General features: G+C 31.4%; 24 protein-coding genes. 8 read left to right on the forward strand and 16 right to left on the reverse strand.

All coding sequences use genetic code 11. The features are described 5' to 3' along the window. Positions 1-75 precede the first annotated feature (75 nt). On the forward strand, positions 76-1,317 hold the full coding sequence (locus tag N4A42_RS04290) for an ABC transporter permease (protein ID WP_294070359.1): 1,242 nt from the start codon (positions 76-78) through the stop codon (positions 1,315-1,317). 110 nt (positions 1,318-1,427) lie between these two features. Here N4A42_RS04290 and N4A42_RS04295 read toward each other — a convergent pair whose 3' ends face one another. From N4A42_RS04295 to rpsF, 4 genes are all read right to left on the reverse strand, one after another. Next, positions 1,428-1,901, reverse strand: coding sequence for a DUF6495 family protein (locus N4A42_RS04295; protein ID WP_294070362.1), 474 nt, complete (start codon positions 1,899-1,901; stop codon positions 1,428-1,430). Between the two features lie 197 nt (positions 1,902-2,098). Then, the gene (gene rplI, locus N4A42_RS04300; protein ID WP_294070365.1) at positions 2,099-2,548 is read right to left on the reverse strand and encodes a 50S ribosomal protein L9; all 450 of its coding nucleotides are present in this window, start codon (positions 2,546-2,548) and stop codon (positions 2,099-2,101) included. Positions 2,549-2,560: 12 nt separating this feature from the next. Continuing rightward, positions 2,561-2,860 carry a 30S ribosomal protein S18 gene (gene rpsR, locus N4A42_RS04305; protein ID WP_294070425.1) on the reverse strand — a complete coding sequence of 100 codons (300 nt, stop codon included), beginning with the start codon at positions 2,858-2,860 and terminating at the stop codon, positions 2,561-2,563. Beyond that, a complete protein-coding gene (gene rpsF, locus N4A42_RS04310) occupies positions 2,860-3,198 on the reverse strand; it encodes a 30S ribosomal protein S6 (RefSeq protein ID WP_294070368.1) in 339 nt (112 codons plus the stop codon). The genes rpsR and rpsF overlap by 1 nt, the downstream gene beginning before the upstream one ends. A gap of 201 nt (positions 3,199-3,399) precedes the next feature. Here rpsF and N4A42_RS04315 point away from each other — a divergent pair, with 201 nt between their 5' ends. Next, positions 3,400-4,095, forward strand: a complete 696-nt coding sequence (locus N4A42_RS04315; RefSeq protein ID WP_076620930.1) for a LytTR family DNA-binding domain-containing protein — start codon at positions 3,400-3,402, stop codon at positions 4,093-4,095. Positions 4,096-4,167: 72 nt separating this feature from the next. Here N4A42_RS04315 and priA read toward each other — a convergent pair whose 3' ends face one another. From priA to nadC, 4 genes are all read right to left on the reverse strand, one after another. Beyond that, complete coding sequence (gene priA / locus N4A42_RS04320) at positions 4,168-6,621, reverse strand: primosomal protein N' (protein ID WP_294070428.1); 2,454 nt, start codon at positions 6,619-6,621, stop codon at positions 4,168-4,170. 44 nt (positions 6,622-6,665) lie between these two features. Next, positions 6,666-7,088, reverse strand: a complete 423-nt coding sequence (locus N4A42_RS04325; protein WP_294070375.1) for a DUF2147 domain-containing protein — start codon at positions 7,086-7,088, stop codon at positions 6,666-6,668. Further along, positions 7,081-8,025 carry a YihY/virulence factor BrkB family protein gene (locus N4A42_RS04330; protein WP_294070378.1) on the reverse strand — a complete coding sequence of 315 codons (945 nt, stop codon included), beginning with the start codon at positions 8,023-8,025 and terminating at the stop codon, positions 7,081-7,083. The genes N4A42_RS04325 and N4A42_RS04330 overlap by 8 nt, the downstream gene beginning before the upstream one ends. A gap of 121 nt (positions 8,026-8,146) precedes the next feature. Beyond that, the gene (nadC, locus tag N4A42_RS04335; protein WP_294070381.1) at positions 8,147-9,004 is read right to left on the reverse strand and encodes a carboxylating nicotinate-nucleotide diphosphorylase; all 858 of its coding nucleotides are present in this window, start codon (positions 9,002-9,004) and stop codon (positions 8,147-8,149) included. A 116-nt stretch (positions 9,005-9,120) separates the two neighbouring features. Between nadC and rlmH the strand changes: the two genes are divergently transcribed. Continuing rightward, positions 9,121-9,594, forward strand: a complete 474-nt coding sequence (gene rlmH, locus N4A42_RS04340; protein WP_294070384.1) for a 23S rRNA (pseudouridine(1915)-N(3))-methyltransferase RlmH — start codon at positions 9,121-9,123, stop codon at positions 9,592-9,594. Positions 9,595-9,646: 52 nt separating this feature from the next. Here rlmH and raiA read toward each other — a convergent pair whose 3' ends face one another. Continuing rightward, positions 9,647-9,946 (reverse strand): ribosome-associated translation inhibitor RaiA, encoded by a 300-nt coding sequence (raiA, locus tag N4A42_RS04345; protein ID WP_294070387.1) that lies wholly within the window; start codon positions 9,944-9,946, stop codon positions 9,647-9,649. A gap of 224 nt (positions 9,947-10,170) precedes the next feature. Here raiA and N4A42_RS04350 point away from each other — a divergent pair, with 224 nt between their 5' ends. The 5 genes from N4A42_RS04350 (at position 10,171) to N4A42_RS04370 (ending at position 15,049) form a co-directional block, all read left to right on the forward strand. Continuing rightward, a complete protein-coding gene (locus N4A42_RS04350; protein ID WP_294070390.1) occupies positions 10,171-10,758 on the forward strand; it encodes a non-canonical purine NTP diphosphatase in 588 nt (195 codons plus the stop codon). Further along, positions 10,748-11,575 carry an alpha/beta hydrolase-fold protein gene (locus N4A42_RS04355; RefSeq protein WP_294070393.1) on the forward strand — a complete coding sequence of 276 codons (828 nt, stop codon included), beginning with the start codon at positions 10,748-10,750 and terminating at the stop codon, positions 11,573-11,575. The genes N4A42_RS04350 and N4A42_RS04355 overlap by 11 nt, the downstream gene beginning before the upstream one ends. A 144-nt stretch (positions 11,576-11,719) precedes the next feature. Continuing rightward, complete coding sequence (locus N4A42_RS04360; RefSeq protein ID WP_294070396.1) at positions 11,720-12,139, forward strand: hypothetical protein; 420 nt, start codon at positions 11,720-11,722, stop codon at positions 12,137-12,139. Positions 12,140-12,328: 189 nt separating this feature from the next. Next, a complete protein-coding gene (locus N4A42_RS04365; RefSeq protein ID WP_294070399.1) occupies positions 12,329-14,128 on the forward strand; it encodes a DEAD/DEAH box helicase in 1,800 nt (599 codons plus the stop codon). A 105-nt stretch (positions 14,129-14,233) separates the two neighbouring features. Then, entirely contained in the window at positions 14,234-15,049 is an 816-nt protein-coding gene (locus N4A42_RS04370; protein ID WP_294070402.1) for a carboxypeptidase-like regulatory domain-containing protein, read from the forward strand. Between the two features lie 23 nt (positions 15,050-15,072). On the opposite strand, the gene N4A42_RS04375 is transcribed toward N4A42_RS04370, so the two are convergent. The 7 genes from N4A42_RS04375 to ytxJ all read right to left on the reverse strand — a co-directional run bounded on the left by N4A42_RS04375 (position 15,073) and on the right by ytxJ (position 19,247). Then, complete coding sequence (locus N4A42_RS04375) at positions 15,073-15,603, reverse strand: SRPBCC family protein (protein ID WP_294070405.1); 531 nt, start codon at positions 15,601-15,603, stop codon at positions 15,073-15,075. Positions 15,604-15,645: 42 nt separating this feature from the next. Beyond that, entirely contained in the window at positions 15,646-16,302 is a 657-nt protein-coding gene (locus N4A42_RS04380) for an RNA methyltransferase (RefSeq protein WP_294070408.1), read from the reverse strand. Positions 16,303-16,410: 108 nt separating this feature from the next. Further along, positions 16,411-17,133, reverse strand: coding sequence for a VOC family protein (locus N4A42_RS04385; RefSeq protein WP_294070411.1), 723 nt, complete (start codon positions 17,131-17,133; stop codon positions 16,411-16,413). Positions 17,134-17,146: 13 nt separating this feature from the next. Continuing rightward, on the reverse strand, positions 17,147-17,662 hold the full coding sequence (locus N4A42_RS04390; protein ID WP_294070414.1) for a hypothetical protein: 516 nt from the start codon (positions 17,660-17,662) through the stop codon (positions 17,147-17,149). Between the two features lie 142 nt (positions 17,663-17,804). Beyond that, complete coding sequence (locus tag N4A42_RS04395; RefSeq protein WP_294070419.1) at positions 17,805-18,065, reverse strand: hypothetical protein; 261 nt, start codon at positions 18,063-18,065, stop codon at positions 17,805-17,807. Positions 18,066-18,130: 65 nt separating this feature from the next. Further along, complete coding sequence (locus tag N4A42_RS04400; RefSeq protein WP_294070422.1) at positions 18,131-18,694, reverse strand: Crp/Fnr family transcriptional regulator; 564 nt, start codon at positions 18,692-18,694, stop codon at positions 18,131-18,133. Between the two features lie 169 nt (positions 18,695-18,863). Further along, positions 18,864-19,247, reverse strand: a complete 384-nt coding sequence (gene ytxJ / locus N4A42_RS04405) for a bacillithiol system redox-active protein YtxJ (RefSeq protein WP_294070432.1) — start codon at positions 19,245-19,247, stop codon at positions 18,864-18,866. Positions 19,248-19,251: the final 4 nt, after the last annotated feature.

A 19,251-nucleotide genomic window follows, 5' to 3' on the forward strand; every position in this document is an offset into this window, starting at 1 on the left:
TTAAATTTATAGTAACTTTATGCTGTTTGAAACGTCTTATGGTTTTAAACAACCCAACTAACTTTAGATAAATCTATGTTTTCACTAGCTAAAGAGAATGTTAAAATTGCTTTTGGTTCTATAAAAAGTCAACTACTTCGTACCATTTTAACGGTTTTAATTATTGCTATTGGTATAATGGCATTGGTAGGCATATTAAGTGGTGTTTCGGCTTTAGAGAATACAATTTCTAGTAATTTTTCGTCTATGGGAGCCAATACATTTAATTTTCAACGCTACGAGTTTAGAGCGCAACGCCAAAGTAGTAGAGAACGCCAAAAGGTTAATCCTATTATTAGCTACAGAAATGTTAAAGATTTTATTGATAGCTACGATTACCCATACACTAAGGTTGCAGTATCATTCTATGGCTCTAGAGCTACAGAAGTAAAATATGGAAACAAAAAAACCGATCCGGAAGTGGCTATTATTGGTTCTAATGAAAATTTTATAGAAAACTCTGGATTAGAAATTGAAAATGGTCGTTCTCTAAATGTTGCTGATGTAGAAAATAACAATGCGGTTTGTGTTATTGGTAGCGATTTGCAAAAAGCGTTGTTTCCTGACGAAAAGCCGCTAGATAAAATTATAAGCATTAGAGGTTCTAAATTTAAGGTTATTGGAGTTTTAAAAGAAAAAGGCTCAACCTTTGGTAATAATCAAGATTTAAGAGTTATAATGCCTATACAAAAAGCCCGTTCTATTTTTACAAACCCTAATATTAATTATACTCTTAGCGTTAAAGTAGACAAAAATGATATGTTAGAAGGCGCTCAAGATGATGCCATTATTACTTTTAGAAATGTGAGAGGCTTAAACCCTATTGAAAAAAACGACTTTGGTATTGAGCGTAGCGAAGATTTAATTAATCGTGTAGCAGAAAACACTGAGACTTTGTATTGGGCTGCTTGGATTATAAGTGTCATCACCATATTTGGATCTACTATAGCTCTTATGAACATTATGCTTGTTTCAGTTAGTGAACGTACGCGCGAAATTGGTGTTCGTAAAGCACTAGGAGCCAAACGTAGAACCATTGCTTTTCAGTTTTTTATGGAAACGATTATTATTGGACAGCTTGGAGGTATATTGGGAATTATACTAGGTATTTTAATTGGTTGGGGAATTGCAGCAGGTTTTGAACTCGAGTTCTCTACGCCTTGGGTAGCTATGATTTGGGCTACAAGTATTGCGTTTATTGTTGCTATAATTTCTGGATTGTATCCTGCTACAAAAGCTGCAAAATTAGATCCTATTGAATCTTTAAGGTATGAGTAATATCTTCTTGCTAAAGCAGGAAAATTAAAGTCATTATAAATCTTACAATCTTATTTATTAAAAAATCAAAAATTCTAAAATAATCTAAGAATGATGACGGTAGCCTCTATTTATCCTTTTATAAGATTCTCAAAATACTGAAATAGTTCTCCTTTGGTAATATTAGCTCCTTGTTGTACTAATTTAAAAATATCTTGATGCTTATCTTCTGAATATTCTTTTTTAGCGTTGAAAAACTCTATATCATCAGATAACAAATTATCTCTTAACCATTGAAACCCTTCTTTTGTGGTTAAATCTGTTTTATCTTCTTTTAACTTTATAGCGATTAGGTGCATATCTTTTTCTCTGCACTTAAACAGATGCAACTGATTTGAAGAAATATGTTCTAAGTATTGTACTTTACTCAATACGCCATACCAAACTAAATCACTAAAAACATCGAGTTCTTGCTCGGCAGCTTCTGGTTTATTCTTCTTTATATCTTCCCACTCTTCTGCAGTTATAGATTGTGTTGCCAAAAAATTAATAAACTCTTGGTGTAATTCTTCAAACTGCTCTTTTGTTAATCTAGCGTATTTCATAACATTTCTCCCACAATCTCATTTCACTTAACATTTGTAATAGCGTAAAGTGGGAATCTTTTAAATTATACTTTTATTCTAAACTTTTGTGCTGAAACTAATTAAACAAACTTGCACAAGTTTGTTTCTACATTTCTTATTAATAAAAAAACCGCTTAGAAGACTAAACGGTTTTTTTATTTAAATAATAATAGTAATTATTTTTCTGCAACAACCTCAAAAGGGAAGTCTACAGTTACTTCTCTGTGTAATCTTATTACAGCATTGTATTTACCTAAACGCTTTACATTACCACCAATTACATTAATATATTTTTTGTCAATGCTATGACCTTCTTTTTGTAAAGCATCAGCTAAATCGATATTGTTTACAGATCCAAACAATTTATCGCCAGATCCTACTTTAGAAGTAATTTTAACTTCTAATTCAGCTAAAGCTTTTGCTGTTTTTTCTGCTTCATCAATAATTGATTTCTCTTTGTATGCTCTTTGCTTTAAAGTTTCAGCTAAAACTTTTTTAGCAGAAGGAGTAGCCATTACAGCATGTCCTTGAGGAATTAAAAAATTTCTACCATAACCGTTCTTTACTGTTACAATATCGTCTTTAAATCCTAAATTTTCAACGTCTTGTTTTAATATAAGTTCCATTGTTATGATATTTTATTTTAATAAATCTGCAACATATGGCATTAAAGCTAAGTGTCTAGCTCTTTTTACTGCCACAGATACTTTTCTTTGGTATTTTAAAGAAGTTCCTGTTAATCGTCTTGGTAATAATTTACCTTGCTCGTTAACAAAGCTTAATAAGAAATCTGGATCTTTGTAATCTATATACTTAATACCAGACTTTTTAAAACGGCAATACTTCTTATTTTTTTGAGTTTCTATATTTAAAGGTGTAAGATATCTAATCTCACCATCCTTTTTTCCTTTTGCTTGTTGTTCTATTGATGGCATAATTAAGCTTTTTGTTTGTTTCTATCTCTTCTTTTATCAGCCCAAGCAGCAGCGTGCTTGTCTAATTTTACAGTTAAGTAGCGCATAAAACGCTCATCGCGTCTAAACTCTACTTCTAATTGCTGAATTGCTTCACCAGCAACATTGTAATCAAATAAGTGATAAAAACCACTTTTTTTGTTTTGGATTGGGTAAGCTAATTTTTTTAAGCCCCAATCTTCTTTGGCTACCATCTTTGCCCCTTTAGAAACAAGAAAATCTTCGTATTTCTTTACTGTCTCCTTTATCTGATCTTCAGATAAAACGGGATTTAAGATGAAAACAGTTTCGTAACGATTCATAATAATTTAAATTTGTTTATTGTTAAAACGGGTGCAAAAATACACATTAATTCTAATTATAACAACGTTTTTCACTGTAAAATTTTAGTCAATTTCAGCAAAATATCCATGTTAATTTTTACACTTTGTCGGTAAAATTTGTTTTTTAACCGAAATTATTGTACTATTGTCGATATCTTAACCTAATTAAATATAAATGTTATGACTTTAAACTGTGTAGTTGTTGATGATTCTGCGATCCAACGCCTTTCAATTGTAAAGTTAATTGAGAATCATTCTTCTCTTAACCTTATTGCAGAGTACAGTAGTGCTCTAGAAACAAAAAATGGTCTTAATACCCATAAGGTCGATCTTATCTTCTTAGATATAGAAATGCCAGTATTAAATGGATTTGAACTTTTAGATGTACTCAACAATAAACCCCAAATTATTTTTGTTACAGGTAAAACTGAATATGCTTTTAAAGCATTTAATTACGATGCTACCGACTATCTTCAAAAACCAATTACTAAAGAACGTTTTAATACTGCTGTAGAAAAAGCCATTGAGCAGCATAAATTAAAACTAGACTTTAACGAAACTGATGGTGAACACATTTTTGTAAAAAGTAACCTTAAAAAACGTAAAGTTTACATTAAAGACATTAAATGGATTGAAGCCTTAGGCGATTATGTAAAAGTAGTAACCGAAGAAAACAGTCTTGTAGTATTATCTACAATGAAAGCTTTTGAAAAAGAATTACCTGAAGGAAAGTTTTTAAGAATTCACAAATCTTATATCGTGAATTTAGACAAAATTGATCGCTTTAACAGTAAAAATGTTGAAGTTGGAGCTTATGAAATTCCATTGAGTCGAAATAAAAAGACCCAATTAGTAGATGCATTAAATAACATGTAAAAACATTACTTTACTATTAAAAAAATTACATTTATTAAAAAATCTCAGTAGAAATGCTGAGATTTTTTATTTTTAATAATTATCTACATTCAACACCACTCTTACAGATCTAAAATCTTTAATAGCATTAAAACTATTCTCAATCTTTTTAATAGCTTCTTTTGTTTTAGCTAAAGATTGTTGTTGTGGAATCTTAACTAGAATATTCTTATTATATAAATTACGTATTCTTGAAATAGGTGGAAATTCTGGTCCTAAAACATTAGTTTTAAACACTTGTCGCAAAGATTTTGCATACCAATCTGCTGCTAAATTAACACGATTATAATCCTTATGCTTAAATGTAATTTTAATCAATCTATAAATTGGAGGATACTTAAAATTATATCTATCATTCATTTGCTCACCAAACATCTCTTTATAAGCATTGGTAGAAACTTGTTGTAAAATATTGTGATGCGGATTATAAGTTTGAATTAACACTTTTCCTCTTACATCTGTACGTCCTGCCCTACCAGACACCTGAGTCATTAATTGATAACTACGCTCATGAGCTCTAAAATCTGGAAAATTAAGCATATTATCTGCATTCATTATTCCCACCAATTTTACATGTCTAAAATCTAATCCTTTAGTTAACATCTGTGTACCAACCAAAATATCAATCTCGCGTTGTTCAAACTTATTAATAATTTTATCAAACCCATATTTACCTCTGGTAGTATCTAAATCCATACGAGACACCTGCTTATCTGGAAACAACTCTTTTACCTCTTCCTCTATCTGTTCTGTACCAAAACCTTTAGTGTCTAATGTAGCATTACCACAAGCTTGGCAACTTTTTAGCATTACTGAATTATAACCACAGTAATGACAACGTAACTGATCTCTATATTGATGATAGGTTAAACTTACATCGCAATTAGGGCATTGTGGTGAATGACCACAAGTTGTACACTCTACAATTGGTGAAAATCCTCTTCTATTCTGAAATAATATAATTTGAAAACCTTCATCTAAAGCCTCAGCCATTTCTTCTATAAGTCGATCTGAAAAATGACCTTTCATCCGCTTGCGCTTGTACTTATCTGCTAGATCTACCAGCTCAATATCTGGCATTAGCACATTATTATATCTTTTGGTTAATTCTACCAAACCATATTTACCTTGGCGCGCATTAAAATAACTTTCTAAACTTGGTGTAGCAGAACCCAAAAGTGTTTTTGCCTTATGCATATTAGCTAAAACTATAGCTGCGTCTCTAGCATGATAACGAGGAGCAGGATCAAACTGCTTATACGATTGCTCGTGCTCTTCATCTACAATAACAAGCCCTAAATTAGAAAACGGTAATAATAAGGACGAACGTGCTCCAATAACAAGTTGAGCTTTTTCTAAATTACCCAATACATTATTCCAAACCTCAACACGCTCGTTGCCTGAATATCTACTATGAAAAACAGCTACTTTTTCTCCAAAATAATTTTGTAAACGCTGCACTAACTGTGTGGTAAGTGCAATTTCTGGTAATAGATAAAGTACTTGTTTTCCTAATTGAATCTGCTGCGCTATCAGTTTTACATAAATTTCGGTTTTACCAGACGATGTTACACCATGTAGTAGTGTTACCGATTTATTTTTAGAGCTTGCTTCTATGGCATTAAAAGCCTCCGATTGTGTTTCACTTAATTGTTTAGAATCTTCATTACCATTACTTTCAAACTGAACACGATCAGTTTGTATATAGTATTCTTCTAAAATTCCTTTTTCAATTAAAGTTTTAATCACAGCTGAAGATGAATCACTTCGCTTTGTTAATTCAGACACCTTAATGGGTTTTTGCTCAGAAGCCTCTAAAGTAAACAGTGCTAAAATAACTTGGCGTTGTTTTGGCGCACGACTTAATGTTTCTAGTAATTGCTGAAGCTGCTCTTCGGATTTATGTTGTTCACAAAGCCTTACATAACGGACTAATTTAGGTTTATATTTCTCATAAAGCTCTTCTTGTAAGTGTAAGACACCTTGCTCTACCAAACCTTGTATAACAGGTAAAACCCTTTTTTTATCTAAAATAGAAACTACATCTTGTATTTTTAAAGACGATTGATATTGAAGCGCTTCATAGATTAAAAATTCATCATCTTTTAATTCAGCATCATTAACGTCTGCCCTTTCATTTTTAGAAATTATAGTTTCACTTTCTAATATAAATGCATTTGGCATAGCAGCACGCATTACTTCACCTAAACTACACATATAGTAACTAGCAATCCATTCCCAATGTTTAAGTTGAATTTCTGTAACAACAGGTGCGTCATCTAAAATTTGATAAATCGTTTTAGCATCGTAAACTAATGGCGGATTGTTATGAATTTTATAAGCTAAAGCAGTATAGACTTTACTCTTACCAAATGGAACCGCAACGCGCATTCCTACTTTTAAGAATTTTGCTTCGGCTTCCGTTACATGATACGTAAATGCTTTTTGAAGCGGAATCGGCAATATGACATCGAGAAAATAGATAATAGATAGAGATTAGATGAAAGATCTTTTCAAAACTAAATAAGACACTAATTAACACGTTTCCAATACTGTGTTTTATAAAAAAACCCAATATAACCCCTTACTTGAAGTGTATCCTTATCATCTTCAATTTTTAGTCTGCATTTGTATTCTTTTCCATTTTCTGGATTAAGAATAGTACCACCTTCATACACATCATCATCTTTTTCTAATCCTTCAATGATAACCATATCTTTTATAGGCTGATCCTTTCGTTCTCCTTTACATTGAGAACACTTAGGGTTTTCTTTTAACGGATTGATTAGCTCAACGATTTTACCATAAATTTTGCCTTTATCTTCATAAATCTCAACGATTGATTTTTCCTTTCCGGTTTCATCATCTATAGTTTTCCATTTGCCTAAGATATTCTGGGCTGAACCAAAGTGGCAACCTATTAAAAAAAGTAATGCTATTATAATTCTATTCATAATTCTTCATTTTTCTCAACCTTCTAAGCGAAGCATTCAGCTCGTAACCCAAAAGCAATATATTAGAGTTTAACCATAAATATAGTAGCAAAATCAATAATGCACCAATAGAACCATAAAGTTTATTATACTGCGAAAAATTATCGATATATACACCAAACAAATACGAAGTTAAAATAATAAGCAAAGTTGTTAATAAGGCACCTATTGAGAAAAAACGCGTATGACGTCCTTCTTTTGTACCAAAGTAATATAATGTTGCTGTTGCTAAATACACCATAAGTACAAAAAACATATACTTTGCAAAAATTATCCAACCAACGCCTTCATCAGCTAAAGCTTCACCACTCAAACTTTCGTAAATTGGACTCAATATATAAATCTGAAAATATCCAAAAACAGCAACAGTAAGCAACACTAAAATCGCCAATATTAGCGCAACACCTAGTGCATATAAATATTGCTGAAACACATTACGTGTTAACTGCACATGATACGAATTCTCAAAACCAGAAAATACAGCATTTACACCATTTGCCATCAGCAACATAGACAATAAAAACACCGACGATAATAAACCTGTGCCTGCTCCACCACTAATATTATCGAATATGTTTGAGAAAAAGAATTCAGACGTTTGAGGCGGTAAAATAGAATTTAGAAATGCCTCAAATTCTACATGAAAGTCCTTTATTGGTATATAAGGCATTAAAATAATAACAAACAATAAAAACGGAAAAATTGCTGTAAAGAAGCTAAAAGCAATAGCACTTGCTCTTGTGGTTAAAGTTCCTTTTACTATACCTAAAACATATAACTCCAATAAATCATAAATAGATAAACCTTCAAATCCTGGTAATCGAATTTGTTTAAAAAAACGAACAATTACATTAAGAACAGGAATTTTGCTTAGCTTATCTTCTATAGGTTTGGTCATTAACTCTTTTTAGATTAGTTAGACTACTTAGATCGTTAGATTTATTAGATTTTAGATTACTCTAATTTACTTATAGTCGCTTACTGCGAAAGTATTCTTAAAACTACTTATATTAACCAGATTAAACCGCTTTAAGACTTAAATCCATATTATAAACAGAATGTGTTAAGGCGCCAGACGAAATATAATCTACTCCACACTCTGCATAATGACGTATTGTTTTTTCATTAATACCACCAGAAGATTCGGTTAGACATTCATCACCTATTAATTCTACAGCCTTACGTGTATCTTCATAATTAAAATTATCTATTAGAATACGATATACACCTCCACAGTCTAGTATTTCTTTTATCTCTTCAAGACTCCTTGCTTCAACAATAATCTTAAGGTCTCTGTTTGTATCTTCCAAATATTGCTTAGTCAAATTTATAGCTTTAGCAACTCCTCCAGCAAAATCAATATGATTATCCTTTAGCATTATCATATCATACAACGCAAATCTATGATTTTCGCCACCACCAATTTTTACTGCCCATTTTTCTAATGCTCTAATACCTGGAGTGGTTTTTCGAGTATCTAAAATCTTGGTTTCTGTGCCTTCTAATAAGTCTACAAAAACCTTTGTTTTAGTAGCAATAGCACTCATACGTTGCATGGCATTTAAAACTAAACGTTCTGCCTTTAAAATAGATTGCGATGCACCTTCTACATAAAAGGCTATATCACCATATTTAACTTCATTACCATCTTCAATAAGTGTTTCAACTTTCATGTCTTTATCTACATAAGCAAACACTTGTTTTGCGAATTCAACTCCAGCAATAATACCTTCATCCTTTACCAAAAGTTTTGCTCTTCCTATTGCAGAATCTGGTATGCAAGCCAATGAGCTATGGTCACCATCGCCAACATCTTCTCTAATGGCATTGGCTATAATTAAATCTATTTCGGTTTGGAATTGTTCTTCTGAAATCATGTAAACTATTATTTAGTGTAAAAATAGGAAATAGATTTACGATATACGATTTTAGGCTTACGAATTATGACCTAAAAAAAATCGCAATTCGTAATATGTAAATCGTAAATTTGAACATGCAAATTAAACTCATCACCATAGGAAAAACAGATAATAAAAATCTTCAAGCTTTAATTGAAGATTATAAAAAAAGGCTGAGTCATTATATTAGATTTGAGTTCGATATTATTCCAGACATAAAAAATGTAAAGCATCTTTCTGAAACGCAACAAAAAGAAAAAGAAGGAGAACTTATATTATCTAAAACTCAAAAATCTGATGTTGTAATTTTACTAGATGAGAATGGTAAACAAATGGATTCTGTTGCGTTTTCTTCTTATTTGCAAAAACACATGAATTCAGGAATAAAAACTCTAATTTTTGTTATTGGTGGCCCTTATGGTTTTTCGGAAAGTGTTTATAAAAGAGCTAATAGAAAGCTAGGACTGTCTCAAATGACTTTTTCGCACCAAATGGTACGTTTATTTTTTATAGAACAATTATACAGAGGGTTTACTATTTTAAAGAACGAACCATATCATCATAGATAACTAACCAGCAAACCCTCTGGTATAATTAAACGCCATAGCGTTTTATTGAAATTTAGTGTGTTTTAAATACTTCTTTTCTCTTTTTTAATTGACGTGTTAAATCACTAATTGTTTCATTAACTGCCATTTCATAACTAGCCTCATTAGAGGTAGCAAACAAACGAGGTCCTGGTAAGCTTAACTCTATATTACAAATTTTACCTGCTTCATGGTCTTTATCATCGTGCTTAATATACACTTGGGCAGAGATTAAAAATTCAAATTTTTCTGCTAATTTTTCTAACTTTTCTGTCGTAAACTCTGATAACGTTTCGCTTACATCTGTGTTTACATATTGAAAATTTACCGTCATAATTATACTTGTTTTAATTAATAATTCCTTTATCTAATATACAACTTTTTAGAGTGTACATTGCTGACAAATATCATAAATATTGACTAATATTTATGGTTTTTAAAGATTAAAAAAACTTAATTATTTAGATAAAAAACTAGCAAATTATAAAAACCAAAAAATCTGTACAATGAATTTTTAAACGAAATAAAACTACATTTGTTAAGATAAATTATTAATTCATGAAAATTGTTTTTGCTACCAACAATAAAAACAAGCTTAAAGAAGTACAATCGCTTGTTCCTAAACACATTCAATTACTCAGCTTAGAAGCTATTGGTTGCCACGAAGATATCCCAGAAACTCAACCAACCATAGAAGGTAATGCTATACAAAAAGCTGAATACATAAAAACCAATTATGGTTACGATTGCTTTGCAGATGATACTGGTTTAGAGGTTGATGCTTTAAATGGCGAACCTGGCGTTTTTTCTGCACGTTATGCTGGTCCACAGCGTAATGCAGAAGATAATATGAATAAGTTACTATCTTCATTAGAAAATGCTGCCTCTCGTAAAGCGCAATTTAAAACCGTAGTTGCGTTACATCTCAATGGAAAACTAGACACATTCACTGGTATCTGCAAAGGAGAAATTACTACCAAAAAATACGGAGACAAAGGTTTTGGCTACGACCCTATTTTTAAAGCTGAAGGTTTTGAGCAGACTTTTGCTGAAATAACATTAGAAGAAAAAAACAAAGTTGGTCACAGAGGAAAAGCCATACAGCAGCTAATTACCTTTCTTAATAATTTAAATCATGAAAATTAAAAGCTTATTAATAATTATTTTAACTCTAAATTCATTGGCTCAAATTAATGCTCAAGACAAAGCCATTTCTAAAGAGCCAATTACCATAGGTGAAACTATAACCCTTCACTCAAAAGTATTGGATGAAGACAGAACTTTAAACATTTATCTACCTCAAAGTTATGCTGCTGATTCTACAAAAACATATCCTGTTATTTACCTATTAGATGGCTCTACAGATGAAGATTTTATACATATTTCTGGTATTGTTCAATTTGGTTCATTTTCTTGGATTAACATGATACCTGAAACCATTGTTGTTGGCATTTCTAATGTTGACAGAAAACGAGACTTTACATATCCAACAACAATAGAAAGAGACAAAAAAGATTTCCCAACAACTGGAGAGTCTGAAAAATTTATTCGTTTTATTGAAACCGAATTACAACCTTTTATAAATTCAGAATACAGAGTTAACAACATAAAAACCATAATTGGTCAATCCTTAGGTGGTTTATTAGCCATAGAAATATTGTTTAAAAACCCAGACTTGTTCGATAATTATATTATTGTAAGTCCTAGTCTTTGGTGGGATAATCAATCACTTTTAAAATTAGAAACGGAAGATTATAACAATGAAAAGAGTGTCTATATTGCTGTTGGTAAAGAAGGTAACATTATGGAACAAGATGCAAAAGCGCTCTATGATAAATTAGAATCCACTAAAAAAGATAATACTAAAGTCTATTTTCAATTTTTAGAACAACAAGATCATGGAGATACATTACATTTAGCAGTGTATGGAGCTTTTGAAGCGTTGTTTAAAAAAGAAGATTAGTTGCTAAAAACACTAAGGTAACCTATTGACTTTTTGCGTTAAAAAAACGAACTTCGCTTATATGTACTGAACTTACCTCAGTATCAGACGATAAAGTCAATAATTAACTGGTCTTATCTAATTGTTGGCAAACATCTGAACAAAATGAAACTGAAATACTCAGAATGTCATCCTTTGAAATCATACTTATTGAATGAACAATTCTTCAACAAAGAAGAATTCATTCAAAAATATGAAAGCTTTCAATGGTTGGAATTATTTAGACTTCAACTAAGTGCAAATGAAAATCAAGTAAGTTACTCACCTTTATTGAATATTGAAGATGATAAAGGAGACGGAGTATCGGGATCAATAGTTGGAGATTTTGATGAATATGAATTTTATATTTGTTACAAAAGCCCCATAACTCGAAAGAAAACAAAATGGTTTGGACTCGTGGAATATGATTATTATGATAAAGATTTTTGCAGTGTAATTCCTGAACAGACTAAACAAGATGGACTTAAAGCATTTATACTGTTTTATGAAAGAAATTCAAAGGAATTAGAAGAAAAATGGGGATAAAAACGTTTGCTAACAATGTATAACCACAACTAAATCTCTCCAATTAAAATAAAAGTCTATCTTTGCGCCTTGAAACAAAATGTTTCCATTAAATTCCTCAGAGAGAGGAGGTGTTGCTAGAAGTATTAGGTTAAAATTTGTCGATACACTTCTTATATAACACAAAAAACAACATCTAATACTCAAAAAATGAGCACATTCCAAGAACTCGGTCTTAACGAAGACCTTATCAATGCTATTACAGATTTAGGATTTACAAAACCTAGTGAAGTCCAAGAAAAAGCAATCCCAGTTTTATTAGAAGAAGAACGCGACCTTGTTGCCTTAGCACAAACAGGTACTGGTAAAACAGCAGCTTTTGGTTTTCCTATGCTACAAAAAATAGATATTAATAGCAGAACAACACAAGGCCTTATCCTCTCTCCTACCAGAGAACTTTGCTTACAAATCACCAATGAATTAAAGAATTATGGCAAATACTGCAAAGGCTTAAATGTTACTGCCATTTATGGTGGAGCAAGTATTACAGAACAAGCCAAACAAGTTAAAAAAGGGGCTCAAATTATTGTGGCTACTCCTGGTCGTATGAAAGATATGATTAGTAGAAAACTTGTGGATATTTCAAAAATTCAATACAGTGTTTTAGATGAAGCTGATGAGATGCTTAATATGGGCTTCTATGAAGATATTACAGATATTCTCTCGCATACACCAATGGATAAAAGCACGTGGTTATTCTCAGCAACCATGCCAAGAGAAGTAGCCTCTATTGCCAAAAAATTCATGTACGATCCTATTGAAATTACAGTAGGGAATAAAAACGAAAGCACAAGTAATGTATCTCATGAGTATTATTTGGTTAATGGTAGAGATCGTTATTTAGCCTTAAAACGATTAGCAGATGCTAATCCAGATATTTTCTCGGTGATTTTTTGTAGAACAAAACGCGACACACAACGTGTTGCCGAAAAACTTGTTGAGGATGGTTACAGTGCAGGTGCATTACATGGAGATCTAAGCCAAAACCAACGAGACTTAGTGATGAAATCTTTTAGAAATAAGCAAATACAAATGTTGGTTGCTACAGATGTTGCTGCTCGTGGTATTGATGTAGATGATGTAACACATGTTATCAATTACCAATTACCAGACGAGACTGAAACTTACACGCACAGATCTGGTCGTACAGGACGTGCTGGTAAAACAGGAGTATCTATGGTAATTGTGGCTAAAAGTGAAGTAAGAAAAATTAAGAGCATAGAACGCATTATTAAAAAACAGTTCGAAAAGAAAGACATACCATCTGGCATAGAAATCTGCGAAGTGCAATTAATGAGTTTAGCTAATAAGGTTCATAATACAGAAGTTAATCACGAAATTGATAAATACCTCAATAGTATTAACGATTTATTTAAAGATACTAACAAGGAAGAATTAATTAAAAAGTTCTTTTCGGTAGAGTTTACTCGTTTTTTCAATTATTATAAAAACTCTAAAGATTTAAGAGTTTCAGAATCTGGTAGTAGCGATCGTGGTGGAAAATCTTCTGGTACAGACACACGTTATTTTATAAATGTAGGCCGTAAAGATGGTTACGATTGGATGTCTCTAAAAGACTTCTTAAAAGAAGTTTTAGAGTTAGGTAGAGACGATGTTTTTAAAGTAGATGTTAAGGATAGTTTTTCATTCTTTAATACCGAAAAAGAAAACGAAGAAAAAGTTTTGGCTTTTTTCACGGACTTTAAATACAATGGTCGTTTTGTAAATGTTGAAGTTAGCGAAAACAAAGGTCGTAGCGGAGGCGGAAGACGCGACAGAAAACGTAGTGGTGGACGAAGACGTGATGATAAACCAAGAGGTGAAAGACGATCTCGTAGAAGCGAAAATTCTGAAAACAAAAATGATAGACGTAGCAGACGTTCAGATAGCCCAAAACCTAGACGTTCAAAATCTACTTCGGATAGACCAAGACGTTCTAGAAGGAAATAAAATCTCTATTTAGAATTTGGTAAATCTTGTTAATATTTAGTCAAATCTTTTGACTAAAAGAGCAAAATCGGTTTTGTTTATTACCTTTACGTTGTAATTTACACTATGCGATACTTACTACTTATATTTTTATGCCTTACTACAGTTTATAGCTATAGTCAAGACAGTACTGCCACAAAAACACCAGAAACGGTTAAAGGTACCATTACCAGTTCTACAACTCAAGGGCCTTTAAGCGAAGTAAATATTGTTAATATCAATCAAGTGCTTGGTACTGCTACAGATGATAATGGTGAATTTGAAATAAAGGCTAAAGTCAACGACACTTTGCACTTATCGTATTTAGGTTATAAATCTATTAAGGTTAGAGTTACCAATGACTGGATAAAATTTGGCAATACAGAAATTAAAATGACAGAGCTTGCTTTAGCTCTAGAAGAAGTTACCGTTAAATCCTTAGAACTTACTGGTTATTTAGAAGTAGATATAAAACAAGTACCTATTCGTAACAATAATCAATATAGAATTTCTGGTTTATACGGTAAGGCTTATGAAGGTGGAAAGCCAAATATTGCTACTAAAGTTTTAGGAGCTATTTTTAATCCTGCGGACTTTCTTTATAATATGTTTGGAAAGAAACCAAACGAAATGCACAAGCTAAAAAAGATTAAAGAGGATGATGAAATTAGAAATCAGTTAGCTACGCGTTTTGATAGAGAAATGTTAATGGTTTTACTACAAGTTACTAAATATGATTTAGACGAAATTGTTAACCAATGTAACTATTCTAAAGACTTTATAAACACAGCTAATGATCTTCAAATACTTGATGCTATTAGCGAATGTTATGAAGAATATAAAGTTATTCAACGTAGTAAAGAACGTAAAAGCAAAAAGAAAAATAAAAAGGGAAAAGCTTAGTTTTAACAACATTAGCTTTTCGCCTATCTAGACTCTAAAATTCGTTTTAGATCGCTCAAACCTTCTTCAAAATCCTTTCCAACAGTTTTATCCATATTAAAAAACAAAAAGAAAATATTGGAAGGTGGCTTATTAACTCCCGAAAATCCCCAAACCACTTCTGTTGCATTGTCATTTACTGCTTTGGTAGTTAAGTAAGCATCTGATTGAGATTTCCATGGTTTATAAAAACGCAACTGACTTTCAATCGATTCATTTTCTGTAATTTTCACAATCTCTTGTTCTCCTGTACCTACATCTTTATTACCTTCCCATTTAACAATAAAACCAACTTCAGCATCAGCGCCAATAGATTCTTGTTTTAGATTTGGATCTTTCTTTTTCCATGGCGACCATTCATCCTGATTCTTAATATACTTTAAATAATTAAAAACCTCATTAACTGGTTTATTAATTGTAATACTTCTGCTTACATTATAAGTTTTGGGAGCTATTAATGCTAATAGCACAATTATTGCTACAATAGCTAGTACGACGTAAAGTGCAATCATCATAATACATTGTTTTTTTGGTTAGTGTTCTAAAGTTACAAAAAATTAGTGCTGCGATTTATATCTATCTACAATAGCATCGCAATCTTTTAGTGTTTTTCTAATCCAATCAAATCGTTTTTCTGTATACTCCTTTTGGGTAAGTTGCCAATTTATTTCAGACTTTCGAAGTTTGGAAGTAACGTGTTGCAAAATAATTGCTGCAGAAACAGAAATATTAAGACTCTCTGTAAAACCAACCATTGGTATTTTTAAAAAACAATCGGCTTGGTCTATAACCTGTTGCGATAACCCTTCGGTTTCCCTTCCGAAGAAAAAGCAAGACTTTTTTGAAATATCAAAATCAATTAAATCACAATCTTGTGCATGCGGACTTGTTGCTACAATTTGATAGCCTTTAGACCTTAAATCATCTAAACAAGACTTCGTTGTATGGTAACGATTTAAATCTACCCATTTTTGCGCTCCCATTGCAATTTCTCTATCTATGCGCTTAGAGTTAACTTCTTCTACAATATTAATTTCTTGTATACCAAAAACATCGCAAGAGCGAATTACGGCACTAGTATTGTGCAATTGATACACATCTTCTGTTGCAACAGTAAAGTGTTTTGTGCGTTGCGCTAATACTTTTTTAAAACGCTCCCTTCTGTTTTCTGTAAGATAGGATTCTAAGTGTTCGAGTAATTTTAAATCAGACATAAATCAAAAGTATAAAATTTACTATCATTGACAGAAGCTAAATAACATTATACTCCTACTTTAGGTCATTTACACCAAACACAAACTAAATTACAAAGGCAAGTATAATTATTTAACTTCTTGTATATAAAAGAAGGCTTGCCCAGAGTTATCAGTCATAAGAATACGCTCCCCTTCATCGTAAACCAAACTACCACCATGATTCATTACTTTATCTTTTGCTTCTTTTAGATCTTGTACACCAAAGGTACATACCCAATACTCATACTTGCCTTTATAATTGTTTGGTATTTGCAAAGCATCAGCAACATGCTTGTTATTTTGGCTATAAATTTCGAAATAACCACTTTGCTTTTCTACAAAGTTCCAATCAAAAATACCTTCATAGAAAGGAATAATATTAGCCGCTTTTGAAATATGAAGTTCGTTCCAAACTAATGTATTAGCTTCGTTTTTTGTTCTTGTTGTTTTTAGATTATCACCTTCATAAATTGTAAATCCTGCACCTTGTGGATCTCTTATTAAAGCTACTTTTCCAAAACCTTCCATGGTCTGTTCCATTTCTATAATACCACCTAACTCTCGTGCTTTTGCAACTGTGCTTTTAGTATCATTAACCTGTATGTAAGTCATCCAAAAATGAGGCATACGCATTTGCTTAAACTTTTCTGGAGTTTCATATAGACCAACAATGTCTTTATCGCCTTTGTATGCTACATAATAATCGTAATCTTTATAATATGTCCAACCAAAAACATTTTCGTAAAAGGGTATTGTTTCTTTTGGTGAATAGGTAGATAAATCAGCAAAAATTATAGTGTTAGATTTCATATGATGTCATTTTTTAATTTGTCTTTTGGCGTTTCCAGATCTCAGTATAAGGTTGCCCTTCAATAGTCATTTTTAATTCTAATTCGTCTTTATCTTTTAAGGTGATAATAACTTGATAGTTAGAGCCATCTAGCATATGAATTTTACCGTTTGTGTAAATTCCGTTTTCATAAACAAGGTCACTAAGAAAATAGTATGCTTTTTTATCGCCTTTTGTATATTCTGTAGTACCATCATTATAATAATGGATTTTACCAACAAAGCTATTCTTATACCTTTCAATTTCATATATCGCCCAGTTATAATCATTTTTCACTTCCCATACACCAATGATTTCGTTTGACTTGAGATGGCTTTTATTCTTTTCAACCTCAACTTTAGAAGCTTCATTCTCTATAGAATCCATCTCACGCTTCATTATCTCCACACTGTTTTCAATAGCTTGCTCTTTTTGTTCTTGCTTGTCATTTTTACAAGAGAACATAACTAATAATGTAGCTACAAAAATTAACAAATGGTTTGCTTTCATTGAGTGTAATTAAAATTATGGACAAAATTATAACAGTAAAATATAATGACTCTTGACATATATCAAAAAGCATTTATTCTATGATTCAACAATTCTTACTAGAATTATTTACAGCACAAAAAACAGACAACAATATAAAAAATTAATATCCGTAATACCAGTTAATGACAGGTTCTGAAAACGCTAAACTTACTATAGACAACACCAACCAAGCTATAGAAATTAACCAAAATAAGATTGGGTTATCATCTCTATGAATATGGTCTAAAAAAATTGCAGTTTTATTTTTAATACCTTGTACACTCCATATTAAAAAAACTACAGCAAAATAAAAGGTGATTAAATCATAGTAAAATGCAAAAGGCATAATTACCAAAGCAAGAATAGATTTCCAATATTTCATAGATTCAAAATTTATGCTCGCAATGTAATATTGCTAAACTGATTATTTTTGAGTTACATCAAAAGTTATTTTTCAGCTCGTATTCTACTCAGTGTCTCTTGAGAGATCCCTAAAAAAGAAGCTATCAATCCTAATTTTACACGTAATTCTATTTGTGGAAAATAACTACGTAACGACTGGTATTTTTCTTTTGCAGAAAGAAATGACCAACTTTTAGAGAACTCATCTAAAATAACCAAAATTTCTTCAGCTAAGAGACGAGTAAAATTTCCAAAGGCAGGGAAATCTGCAATGAGTTTCTGATAATCGGAATAACTAACTCTAAAAAGTATACAATCTTCTATACATTCTATAGTTTCAAAACTTGGTTTTTGCGAATAAAAACTAGACCAAGCTGTAATAAATTGATTTTCAAAATAAAACCAAGAACTTACTTGACGTCCATCATGATGATAATAATTATGAAGAATACCTTTATTAACAAAGTACATATATTTTGCTCGCTGTCCTTCCTCTAAAATGGTGTCTCCTTTTTTGACTTCTATAGTTTGAAAAGCTGTAAATATGGCTTTTTTTAACTCAGGTGTAACATAAGCACGCTCAGATATATAAAGTAAAAGGTCTTGCATTTAAATTATTAAGATTTATGAAAACCACAATATAAGCACAATTTTTCTAGTGTAAGAAGAAAACAATCGTGTTTTCTTAAAAAACTTTTTATTGTGTTTTTTTGATTTAGCATTCAATTAAAATATTTAATTCATTCAAATCTTGAATAACTAAACACCTAAATCAATACTATAAAAAACTAGCTAAATCTATATTATTAATAGCACCATGAGAAGCATGTGTTACTACAACTCCATTTTTAATTACCAAAAGCTGTGGTGACTCATGCATAACCTGAAATTTATAACCAACCTCATTAGAAACATCTCTATAATTCAATAAATCTAAATAATAAAGGTCCAAATCTTTTTCGGTAAACTGATACATCTCTACAAACTGATTAATCACCATACGGCTAATACCACAACGTGTAGAATGTTTAAATATAACCTGTGTCTTGGTTTTAGATTTTTCCGCAATATAATTGAGTTGCGGAATTGCATTTAAAGGAATCCAAGGCAACACTTTTTCCTCTTTCTTTTCAGTTTTAAATATTTTATCAAATAATCCCATAAAT

The sequence above is a fragment of the Winogradskyella sp. genome (assembly GCF_025210595.1).
In the GTDB taxonomy this organism is placed as follows: Bacteria; Bacteroidota; Bacteroidia; order Flavobacteriales; family Flavobacteriaceae; genus Winogradskyella.

Coding starts and splice junctions, on each gene's coding strand:
- N4A42_RS04290 (WP_294070359.1), top strand. CDS start 76: ATGTTTTCACTAGCTAAAGAGAATGTTAAAATTGCTTTTGGTTCTATA.
- N4A42_RS04295 (WP_294070362.1), bottom strand. CDS start 1,901: ATGAAATACGCTAGATTAACAAAAGAGCAGTTTGAAGAATTACACCAA.
- rplI (WP_294070365.1), bottom strand. CDS start 2,548: ATGGAACTTATATTAAAACAAGACGTTGAAAATTTAGGATTTAAAGAC.
- rpsF (WP_294070368.1), bottom strand. CDS start 3,198: ATGAATCGTTACGAAACTGTTTTCATCTTAAATCCCGTTTTATCTGAA.
- N4A42_RS04315 (WP_076620930.1), top strand. CDS start 3,400: ATGACTTTAAACTGTGTAGTTGTTGATGATTCTGCGATCCAACGCCTT.
- N4A42_RS04325 (WP_294070375.1), bottom strand. CDS start 7,088: ATGAATAGAATTATAATAGCATTACTTTTTTTAATAGGTTGCCACTTT.
- N4A42_RS04330 (WP_294070378.1), bottom strand. CDS start 8,025: ATGACCAAACCTATAGAAGATAAGCTAAGCAAAATTCCTGTTCTTAAT.
- nadC (WP_294070381.1), bottom strand. CDS start 9,004: ATGATTTCAGAAGAACAATTCCAAACCGAAATAGATTTAATTATAGCC.
- rlmH (WP_294070384.1), top strand. CDS start 9,121: ATGCAAATTAAACTCATCACCATAGGAAAAACAGATAATAAAAATCTT.
- raiA (WP_294070387.1), bottom strand. CDS start 9,946: ATGACGGTAAATTTTCAATATGTAAACACAGATGTAAGCGAAACGTTA.
- N4A42_RS04350 (WP_294070390.1), top strand. CDS start 10,171: ATGAAAATTGTTTTTGCTACCAACAATAAAAACAAGCTTAAAGAAGTA.
- N4A42_RS04355 (WP_294070393.1), top strand. CDS start 10,748: ATGAAAATTAAAAGCTTATTAATAATTATTTTAACTCTAAATTCATTG.
- N4A42_RS04360 (WP_294070396.1), top strand. CDS start 11,720: ATGAAACTGAAATACTCAGAATGTCATCCTTTGAAATCATACTTATTG.
- N4A42_RS04365 (WP_294070399.1), top strand. CDS start 12,329: ATGAGCACATTCCAAGAACTCGGTCTTAACGAAGACCTTATCAATGCT.
- N4A42_RS04370 (WP_294070402.1), top strand. CDS start 14,234: ATGCGATACTTACTACTTATATTTTTATGCCTTACTACAGTTTATAGC.
- N4A42_RS04375 (WP_294070405.1), bottom strand. CDS start 15,603: ATGATGATTGCACTTTACGTCGTACTAGCTATTGTAGCAATAATTGTG.
- N4A42_RS04380 (WP_294070408.1), bottom strand. CDS start 16,302: ATGTCTGATTTAAAATTACTCGAACACTTAGAATCCTATCTTACAGAA.
- N4A42_RS04385 (WP_294070411.1), bottom strand. CDS start 17,133: ATGAAATCTAACACTATAATTTTTGCTGATTTATCTACCTATTCACCA.
- N4A42_RS04390 (WP_294070414.1), bottom strand. CDS start 17,662: ATGAAAGCAAACCATTTGTTAATTTTTGTAGCTACATTATTAGTTATG.
- N4A42_RS04395 (WP_294070419.1), bottom strand. CDS start 18,065: ATGAAATATTGGAAATCTATTCTTGCTTTGGTAATTATGCCTTTTGCA.
- N4A42_RS04400 (WP_294070422.1), bottom strand. CDS start 18,694: ATGCAAGACCTTTTACTTTATATATCTGAGCGTGCTTATGTTACACCT.
- ytxJ (WP_294070432.1), bottom strand. CDS start 19,247: ATGGGATTATTTGATAAAATATTTAAAACTGAAAAGAAAGAGGAAAAA.